A 9,969-nucleotide genomic window follows, 5' to 3' on the forward strand; every position below is an offset into this window, starting at 1 on the left:
GCATCATCTTGCACGGTCAAATGTGCTTTTTCAAACACTCATCCGCATCACGATGTGAGGAAATTAACATGAATCTTAAGCTGCAGCTGAAAATCCTCTCTTTTCTGCAGTTCTGTCTGTGGGGAAGTTGGCTGACGACCCTCGGCTCATATATGTTCGTTACCCTGAAGTTCGACGGTGCTTCCATTGGCGCTGTTTATAGCTCACTGGGTATCGCTGCGGTCTTTATGCCTGCTTTGCTGGGGATTGTGGCCGACAAATGGTTAAGTGCGAAATGGGTGTATGCTATTTGTCACACCATCGGCGCAATCACCCTCTTCATGGCGGCACAAGTTACCACTCCGGAGGCGATGTTCCTCGTGATATTGATTAACTCGTTTGCTTATATGCCAACGCTTGGGTTAATCAACACCATCTCCTACTATCGCCTGCAAAATGCCGGAATGGATATCGTGACTGATTTCCCGCCAATCCGTATCTGGGGCACCATCGGCTTTATCATGGCGATGTGGGTAGTGAGCCTGTCTGGCTTTGAATTGAGCCACATGCAGCTATATATTGGCGCAGCACTCTCCGCCGTTCTGGTGCTGTTCACCTTTACGCTGCCGTATATTCCGGTTGCTAAACAGCAAGCTAATCAGAGCTGGACGACGCTGCTCGGCCTCGATGCATTCGCGCTGTTTAAAAACAAGCGTATGGCGATTTTCTTCATCTTCTCGATGCTGCTGGGCGCGGAACTGCAGATTACCAACATGTTCGGTAATACCTTCCTGCACAGCTTCGACAAAGATCCGATGTTTGCCAGCAGCTTTATTGTGCAGCATGCGTCAATCATCATGTCGATTTCGCAGATCTCTGAAACCCTGTTCATTCTGACCATCCCGTTCTTCTTAAGCCGCTACGGCATTAAGAACGTAATGATGATCAGTATCGTGGCATGGATCCTGCGTTTTGCGCTGTTTGCTTACGGCGACCCGACTCCGTTCGGTACCGTACTGCTGGTTCTGTCGATGATTGTTTACGGCTGTGCGTTCGACTTCTTCAACATCTCTGGTTCGGTGTTTGTCGAAAAAGAAGTTAGCCCGGCGATTCGCGCCAGTGCGCAAGGGATGTTCCTGATGATGACCAACGGCTTCGGCTGTATCCTCGGTGGCATCGTGAGCGGTAAAGTGGTTGAGATGTACACCCAAAACGGCATTACCGACTGGCAGACCGTATGGCTGATTTTCGCAGGTTACTCCGTGATTCTGGCCTTCGCATTCATGGCGATGTTTAAATACAAACACGTTCGCGTCCCTGCCGGTACACAAACTGTTAACCACTAATTACGCAAAGAAAAACGGGGCGCCAGAAGGTGCCCCGTTTTTTATTCTTACTTCAACACATAACCGTATAACCGTTTCATTCCATCCGCATCGGTTTCGCTATAGACACCTTGTAGCTCCGGCGAAAATCCCGGCAGCAAATTCACGCCCTCTTCCAGCGCAAGGAAATAACGCTGGACCGCTCCGCCCCACATTTCTCCTGGCACCACGCAAAGCACGCCAGGTGGATACGGCAGCGCGCCTTCCGCCGCAATTCGCCCTTCGGCATCACGAATGCGCACCAACTCCACTTCACCACGAATATAAGCGCTATGCGCGTCCTGGGGATTCATCACCACTGGCGGGAAGCTTTGCTGGCGGAACATCGCTTTTTGCAGGTCTTTGACGTCAAAACTGACATACAGATCATGCATCTCCTGACACAACTGGCGCAGGGTATAGTCGCGATAGCGCACCGGGTATTTGTTATAAACGCTCGGCAACACTTCAGACAGCGGCGAGTCATCTTCAATATGCTGTTCAAATTGCGCCAGCATCGCCACCAGTTGTGCCAGCTTCTCGTGGCTTTCCGCCGGAGTTAATAAGAACAGAATGGAGTTGAGATCGCACTTCTCCGGCACAATGCCGTTCTCACGCAGATAGTGCGCCAGAATCGTCGCTGGAACGCCAAAATCACTATATTCGCCTGTTTCGGCATCGATACCCGGCGTGGTGAGTAGCAGCTTGCACGGATCAACAAAATACTGATCCGCGGCATATCCTTCAAAGCCGTGCCACTTCGCCCCCGGCTCGAAACTGAAAAAACGGCGGTCGCTGGCTAACACTGATGTCGGATAATCCTGCCACAATTTGCCATCAACAACGGGCGGGATAAACGGGCGGAACAGCTTACAGCGCGCAAGAATCGCTTTCCGCGCTTCAATCCCTATCTCAACGCACTCAGCCCACAGCCGACGCCCACTCTCCCCTTCATGAATTTTGGCGTTAACGTCCAGCGCGGCAAACAGCGGGTAAAACGGGCTGGTAGAGGCGTGCAGCATAAAAGCATTGTTCAACCGTTTATGCGGGCAAAAACGCGCCTGCCCGCGAATATGGTTATCTTTTTTATGGATCTGCGACGTCTGTGAGAATCCCGCCTGCTGTTTGTGCACCGACTGGGTCACAAAGATCCCCGGATCGTTTTCGTTAAGTTCTAACAGCAGCGGCGAGCTATCTGCCATCATCGGGATAAACTGTTCGTAACCGACCCATGCAGAATCAAACAGAATGTAATCACACAGATGCCCAATGGTATCGATCACCTGGCGGGCGTTGTAGATAGTGCCGTCATAGGTTCCCAGCTGAATAATCGCCAGGCGGAACGGGCGCGGCAATTCGGCTTTTTCTGGCGCAACGTCGCGAATTTGCTGGCGCAGATACTCTTCATTAAAACAGTGCGCATCAATCCCGCCAATGAAACCGAATGGGTTGCGTGAGGCTTCCAGATACACCGGCGTCGCCCCCGCCTGAATCAGCGCACCGTGATGATTCGACTTATGGTTGTTACGGTCGAAAAGCACCAGATCACCACGCGTTAACAGCGCATTCGTCACCACTTTATTCGCTGCCGATGTGCCGTTCAGCACAAAATAGGTTTTATCGGCATGAAAAACTTTGGCGGCGAATTTCTGCGCATCCTTTGCGGAACCTTCATGAATAAGCAGATCGCCCAATTTTACGTCAGCGTTACACATATCGGCGCGAAAGACGTTCTCACCAAAGAAATCGTAAAAATGGCGTCCGGCAGGATGCTTTTTAAAGAACGCACCATGTTGATGCCCAGGACAAGCAAAGGTGCTATTGCCCATCTCAACGTACTGGGTCAGCGTGTCATAAAATGGCGGCAGCAAATTCTCTTCATACTGACAGGCTGCGGATTCCAGCTCCAGCCACTGCTGCTCATTGCCGTTGATGATAGCCGTAACGCCCGCGGGTAATTCAACCGCATCTTCAGAATACAAAAACACCGGCAGATGAAAACCGGTGCGCTTAAGTAACGCAAGGATGCCGCTACGACTATCCGCAGCGGTAATGACGACTGCCGCGACGTCCGTAAAATCAGTATCTTCCAGCGCCACCACGCGGCGATGGGTAGAAAGTCGGGAAACCAGTTCACCACTGGCGGCAATACTCATTGATTTCATAAGCGCAAAACCCGTTTCGGGGAAGTAAAAATACCGGGCAAGGTGGACCCCCCTGCCCCATGAGATGTGGGTCAAACTGGTCACCAGCTCCGACCGCCAGACATCAGTAAAAGCAGAAACGCTCTGATTTTACTGTTGCCCTGCAGTGAGCATACGTTAACGTCACCGCATAAAAAGCAGCGTCACAGAACAGGAGACATTTCGCGCGAAACGGCGATAAGCGAAAGAATGTAAGGAGGCGGCGTGCATCAGGCAAGCTCCGTACAGGAAGGAGAAAATTCGCGCAATCATGGCACTTTTCGCTAACGCGTGCAAGCCAGGACTTTGCGACCAGACAAGCAATCGACAGGGCAAAAAGTTCATAATAAAAACATCAAACAACACAATTAACAGGAACTCTTGTGGTCATCGGCCCTTTTATCAACGCAAGTGCAGTATTACTGGGTGGCGTCCTCGGTGCACTGCTTAGCCAACGCTTACCGGAACACATCCGCGTCTCTATGACGTCCATTTTTGGACTGGCATCGCTGGGAATTGGTATTTTACTGGTCGTGAAATGTGCCAACCTTCCGGCGATGGTTTTAGCTACGCTACTCGGGGCATTAATCGGCGAAATTTGTCTGCTGGAAAAAGGCGTCAATACTGCGGTCGCTAAAGCGCAGAATCTGTTTCGTCACTCGAGCAAGAAATCTGCGCATGAATCTTTTATTCAGAATTTTGTCGCGATTATTGTCCTGTTTTGTGCCAGCGGCACCGGGATCTTCGGCGCGATGAATGAAGGGATGACAGGCGATCCAAGTATTTTAATCGCCAAGGCATTTCTTGATTTCTTTACAGCGATGATCTTCGCCTGTTCACTTGGCATTGCGGTATCGGTGATTAGTATTCCATTGCTCATCATCCAGTTAACGCTGGCGTGGGCTGCTGCGCTGATATTACCGCTAACCACACCGTCGATGATGGCGGACTTCAGCGCCGTAGGTGGTTTATTGCTGCTGGCAACCGGCTTACGCATCTGCGGCATAAAAATGTTCCCGGTGGTCAATATGCTTCCTGCCCTCCTTCTGGCAATGCCTCTTTCCGCCGCCTGGAGCGCCTGGTTTGCCTGACATTACGAGCGATAACGGCAAACTGATGATAGATTGTGCAGTCTGCCGTAAATTGAAGAAATTTGATTGACGAGACGAGGCGAATCAGGTTTAATGCGCCCCGTTGCCCGGATAGCTCAGTCGGTAGAGCAGGGGATTGAAAATCCCCGTGTCCTTGGTTCGATTCCGAGTCCGGGCACCACTATTCAAAGCCGGTTGGTCAGTTTTGCAAGATGCAGTTCTGACGGACACGAAGGCGAGCCAGTAAAAACACGATGTAACGCTGTTACTTGTGGTTGAGAAAAGGCTCTTGAGAAACAGACTTGTTCCTGCAAGTCTGTTTTTTCGTGCGTAATCTTTACAGATCTTCGTTGTTAATGTCAAATTGTGTCAGCGCCATATTCATCAGGCTGCTACATCAATTCCGTTTCCAGTATATCCCGCAAGCTATCAACACTTTCGTCAATGTATTCAAGCGTTGATGTAATGCTGACGTGACCCAGCAATTTCTTTACCACGTACAAATTACGCTCCGGGGATTTCATCATGTGCGTTGCCACCGTATGACGGAACCGATGCGGGGATATCGTGAATTTGCATTCCCGGGACAAACGCTTAAAGAATGCGCGTAGAGGATATTCGTTCATCATATCAGGGTATTTTTTCTTTCTGACCAGGTCAAACCATCCCACGTTAAATAGCTGGTCATCGAGTTCCATGCCTACTTCGCCTGCCCTAAGAACCAGTAGCTCCAGCGACGGATACAGCGCCGAAACAATCGGAACGCGATGTTCACGGTGATTTTTTGCCCCCTCAACGTTCAGGTCAATCCATCGTTCCTCAAGATTGACGTCACCCAACCGGATATGCAGAAGCTGGTTCTGCCGTATTGCGGTATAGCGAAAAACATTCATTACCGTCAGCCAGAACCACACCGGGCGGAGTGCATTTCTGCGACCATTGAAAATGCTGCTGTTCCCTTTCATTCCCTCAGTTTCCAGATGCCGCTCCATCAGACGGTACATCGCATCCATTTGCATCTGAGTCAGGGTCTTCTTCTTTTTCGTTCCGGGACGCACAACCGCACCATTAAATGGATTTTCGGCCTGCGGTAATAATCCCTGCTTAATTCCAAAATTGAACAGCGCCCTCATGTGTGCAACTTTGTTATTCCACGTCCGGGTGGCACAATTCTGGTCATTCAGTACCCGATGCCGCCATTTCAGCACCGTAAGATGATCGATATTTGCAGGGTTATGCGGTGTAAAGCCTTCAAACGAGCGAACCACTTTCTGGTAACTCCACTCAGTCGCCGGACGTAATGATTTGCTGTAAAAATAGTGTTCAGTTAACGTCCCAAACGTACAAGTATTCATAAGAATATCCTTATATAACAATCAATAACGGGTTATCCCCAGGATTGTTATCGCTGCCGTAAACTTTACTGGCAAGCACCAGATAGCCGCTCAGCTTCTGAAAACGCCCTTCCCTTTGCTCGTTCTGATACAGGTGACAAGTGTACATCGCGCCATTGCCCTGCCGGTGATGGCCGAGTCGTTCAAAGGCTTTCTGAAGCCGGGCCTTATCCTTCACCGGCGCATTCGTCTCTGTCATATACTGGTGAAAAATACCTGGCGCACGAAGAAACACGTAACCGGCGACCAGATGAATCCGCCCGTCGGATTTGTTCGGAATCAGACGTCCAGAACGGCATCCCGTAACCAGCCATTTCCAGAAGGCCTCTCCAGGATCGTCCAGCTCAACGGACTGCGCGATTTCACAGGTTTCCTTGGTATCAGCACTGACAAATCCCATCATCGCCAGCAACGTATCAGTATCATCCGGTTCCTCTTGCCCATCCGGTAATAACAGTTCTGTATCCGGCCCGGGAGAGGGGGCCGCAGCCAGAAGGATTTCGTCTTCGGAACACGACGCAACCAGTTCCGGCAGATCACCAGCTAATCCAGACTGCAACGTGTCACCCTGCAATGATTCTGTCGGAACAGGGACCATTGCCGCCGGTGTAACCAATGTCTTACTTTCCTGTTCTCCGGCAGTGAGGCTAATAGCCTCAGACACAATGGCATCGATCACGCCCGACTGCGCCCGAAAACCGGTCAGGTACGTTGATAGAGTTTTGATGGCTTCCGGCCAACTACTCAACCAGTTAATCGCTTCTGGAGGGATAATCTTCCACGCAAGCATGGCGCCAAAGCTCTGCAACCTTTCCGGAGACTGCTCCGACGCAAAACGAAAGCGATAAGGTTCTGGAGGTGCGTCCAGTAACGGAAACCAGCGTTTGCCACTCTCCAGCTCGACGTGGAGATGACAAAGGTATTTAAGTGTAGGTAGCATTGCTGCATAAACCACCACTGCATTCCAGGCCGCGTTTTGCGCAGCCTGTTCTTCAGGCGAAGCGCCAACCGGCAACATGTAACTTTTCGACAATCGTGTTGCATACGATACTGTTTCCAGCATGTAGTCAACCATTCCCCCAAGACGGGCAAATGGACCACTCTCCGTTAGCGGAAATTCCTGCATGAGCGCAACACAATGCTTCAGCGGGGCAAGGTAATACTGGCGATACATGTCCTTTGGCACAGAGGAATAATCCCAGAGTGATTGCAACCATTTTTGACGGCAGGTCGTCTCCAGCAGCTCGTTAACGGTCACAGGCCGGAAGTAACCTGGAGGTAAAGAGGGTTTTATTGCCTCAACAGTTGATAGAGCATTTGAACGAGCACTCCCCGGGCGAGAAAAAAAATTCAGATTTAGCATAAATGGAAACCAAGATAGAAAAAATATCGCAATATTGAATATCTATAGGAAACATGCAATAAATAATCATTTATCAAACCATATAATTTCAGTATAAAATCCATACATACCAAAAGAAAAAATAATGTGCATCACGCCACTCCCAGTGACACATTACCTAACAGCCTACTGAATAATTATTCAGTAGCACTTACATACATCTATACCTAACAATAAGAAAAATAATTTTCTCTCATCCAGAAAAGTTATATCTAAACTTAAAATAAATACCAATAAAATCAACTTTGCCAACCTAAACATCCGCGCGGAATAGTAGATCACTATAGGAAACTTAGTCCGTATTGAGCGATCTGATCAATCGCCAAAAAGAAACATATCACTAGTCAGACTGAGCAATGCCGATCATGGCCCCATTCCTCGCAGCGAACGACGACTGATGCAGAAAACTGCGGTTCATGGAGACAAATCAGACTATGTCGACATGAGGACTAGCATTATTAATGGTATTTAGATATTAAATTAGAAATCGCCTGCTCCAGCGTAATTTTTGACAGATTAATGACCTGATAACTGACATCAACATCCAGAATCATATCCATCGCTTTTATGGTATGAACAATACTGCTTTTTATCTGGCGGTGTTGTATCTGTAATGCTGTTGTTGATGAGAATGGCATTAACATAACAAAGATATTTTCCCTTATGCGAATAATAGTATCCATCTGGCTTGCATTGCTGATCAAAACATTTGCTATATTTTTTACAGCATTATCCCCTGCTGCAACCCCTTTATTTACATAAAGCGTATCTAGATTACATATTTTACAACTAATCATTGTAATATTCGTGTTTCTTTTTTCATAAACTGAAAAACTGCGCGGCATATTTTTTGAAAAAAGTGAGTATTGAAAAAAACCAGTTAGATAATCCCGGCGTGAACATTCAATAACGTTGTGCAGCGCCAGCTGAGTGCGGATACATATAATTACCAGCGTTACTAACTTGCAGAGATTTTCAACACCCCTGCCTATATACCAGGTGATGATGCCAGCATCCTCTGTCGCGATAAGAAGAAAATTACATGTAATGTTTGAAATTATAAAAAAATTAATTATTTCACTATATTTTTCATCAGAATGATTTTTGGGAATATATATATATAACAAAGATAACCAAAGCGCGGACAAGAAAAATAATGAGCGCGAAGATAAAAGAATATCCCTGTACTCATTAACGTTATCACTATGAGATGCCAGAATACATATAATCAAAGTAAAAGCTGCCACCATCACAAACAATGAAAGGTTGTTTTTCTTGTTTATTTTTGGCGTGTAATTCAAACCTGCAACATAAATCAAAACAATAAACGAAAAATGTCTCAAAAAGTATACGAACGATATATTGCAAGCATTCTTTATTATTATTGCTTCATTCTCCTTTATTTGTATAGACGAAAGCACACTAATAATATTAGAGGATAAAAACAAGGCATCAATTCCAAAAGCAACAGAAAGAATGAGGATAACGGTCATCCCTTCCTCTAATTTGTATGCGAAACACAAAATAAAACAGAGAATAACATCAAGGGTAATTTCTGGTATTGCAAATAACAACCATTTAATCATTGACACGGAGAAGTAATGTCCTGTGTAACTATATTCAAGCACGTATTCACAAATTATTATCATGCTTACAACAATAAAAATCACGGGTATTATTTTATGATTTTTTAATTTTACCAGAGTCATTAGTATATTTTTCAAAGTCACTTTGCCATGCGTGTATTTTTTATACACAGACTGAACCTGCCGTTATCATAGTAGATAAAAACAAATAGCTTTATAGTTTTAAGTGGTATAAATAATCTGTATAGCAGATTTTTAGGAAGGGTTGAGAATATGGGTAAGACACCTCAGAAAAACGACACACAAACCGATTGAATAGCAACCGCCTGATGTTGTTTATGATATTTGAAATCATATTCACGCTATAAGTAACAGGTTGTACCAGACCAGACATGAGATGTCACACAGAACAACAAATCTGGTAACCGATATCAATAAATTATATTAATAAATGATTTGCCTTGTTTTTTTCGCTAGCGGAAAATACCTCTGATATGCGATAAACAGTTAACCTCGCATCATGTAATAAATAAAAAGAGGTATTATTATAATAAATAAAATATTACTCGGAATGGATGTTCTGCGCGCAGCGACAGCTCGTATTGAATGGGTTTTCTCAACATTCCCATCGGTGTGCCTGTCTTTTTCAGGTGGAAAGGATTCCACGGTGCTTTTCCATCTTGTGGCAGAGGTGGCCCGCAGGAGAAAACGTTATTTCTCTGTTCTGTTCATTGACTGGGAGGCCCAGTATCGGTGCACCATTGAACATATTCAGAAGATGCGGGAAATGTACCATGATGTGACGGAAACCTTTTACTGGGTGGCACTTCCCCTGACCACGGTAAACGGCGTCTCGCAGTTTCAGCCGGAGTGGATATGCTGGGAGCCAGGAGTGACCTGGGTTCGCCAGCCACCGGAAGAGGCCATTACAGACATGACGTATTTTCCCTTTTACCGGTATGCCATGACG

Annotated in this window: 7 protein-coding genes and 1 tRNA gene; 4 read left to right on the top strand and 4 right to left on the bottom strand. The window is 46.8% G+C overall.

The annotated features are described in order from the left end of the window. Positions 1–68: 68 nt before the first annotated feature. Positions 69–1,325, top strand: coding sequence for a nucleoside permease NupG (nupG, locus tag FEK47_RS20355; protein ID WP_130207923.1), 1,257 nt, complete (start codon positions 69–71; stop codon positions 1,323–1,325). Between the two features lie 47 nt (positions 1,326–1,372). Here nupG and speC read toward each other — a convergent pair whose 3' ends face one another. Further along, positions 1,373–3,508, bottom strand: coding sequence for an ornithine decarboxylase (gene speC, locus FEK47_RS20360; RefSeq protein WP_135487288.1), 2,136 nt, complete (start codon positions 3,506–3,508; stop codon positions 1,373–1,375). 401 nt (positions 3,509–3,909) lie between these two features. Between speC and FEK47_RS20365 the strand changes: the two genes are divergently transcribed. After that, positions 3,910–4,617: a DUF554 domain-containing protein gene (locus FEK47_RS20365; RefSeq protein ID WP_135487287.1), complete on the top strand. Its 708-nt coding sequence runs from the start codon at positions 3,910–3,912 to the stop codon at positions 4,615–4,617. Between the two features lie 105 nt (positions 4,618–4,722). Continuing rightward, positions 4,723–4,798: transfer RNA gene (locus FEK47_RS20370), tRNA-Phe, on the top strand. Between the two features lie 211 nt (positions 4,799–5,009). On the opposite strand, the gene FEK47_RS20375 is transcribed toward FEK47_RS20370, so the two are convergent. The 3 genes from FEK47_RS20375 to FEK47_RS20385 form a co-directional block, all read right to left on the bottom strand. Next, a complete protein-coding gene (locus tag FEK47_RS20375; RefSeq protein WP_135487286.1) occupies positions 5,010–5,972 on the bottom strand; it encodes a site-specific integrase in 963 nt (320 codons plus the stop codon). A 10-nt stretch (positions 5,973–5,982) separates the two neighbouring features. Then, a complete protein-coding gene (locus FEK47_RS20380) occupies positions 5,983–7,374 on the bottom strand; it encodes a TraI domain-containing protein (protein WP_135487285.1) in 1,392 nt (463 codons plus the stop codon). Positions 7,375–7,871: 497 nt separating this feature from the next. Continuing rightward, positions 7,872–9,170 carry an MASE4 domain-containing protein gene (locus FEK47_RS20385; RefSeq protein ID WP_138183355.1) on the bottom strand — a complete coding sequence of 433 codons (1,299 nt, stop codon included), beginning with the start codon at positions 9,168–9,170 and terminating at the stop codon, positions 7,872–7,874. Between the two features lie 400 nt (positions 9,171–9,570). On the opposite strand from FEK47_RS20385, the gene FEK47_RS20390 reads away from it, so the two are divergent. Next, the coding region (locus FEK47_RS20390; protein WP_171020862.1) for a phosphoadenosine phosphosulfate reductase family protein at positions 9,571–9,969 on the top strand (399 nt) is incomplete at its 3' end.

The sequence above is a fragment of the Escherichia sp. E3659 genome (assembly GCF_005781135.1).
GTDB lineage: Bacteria > Pseudomonadota > Gammaproteobacteria > Enterobacterales > Enterobacteriaceae > Escherichia.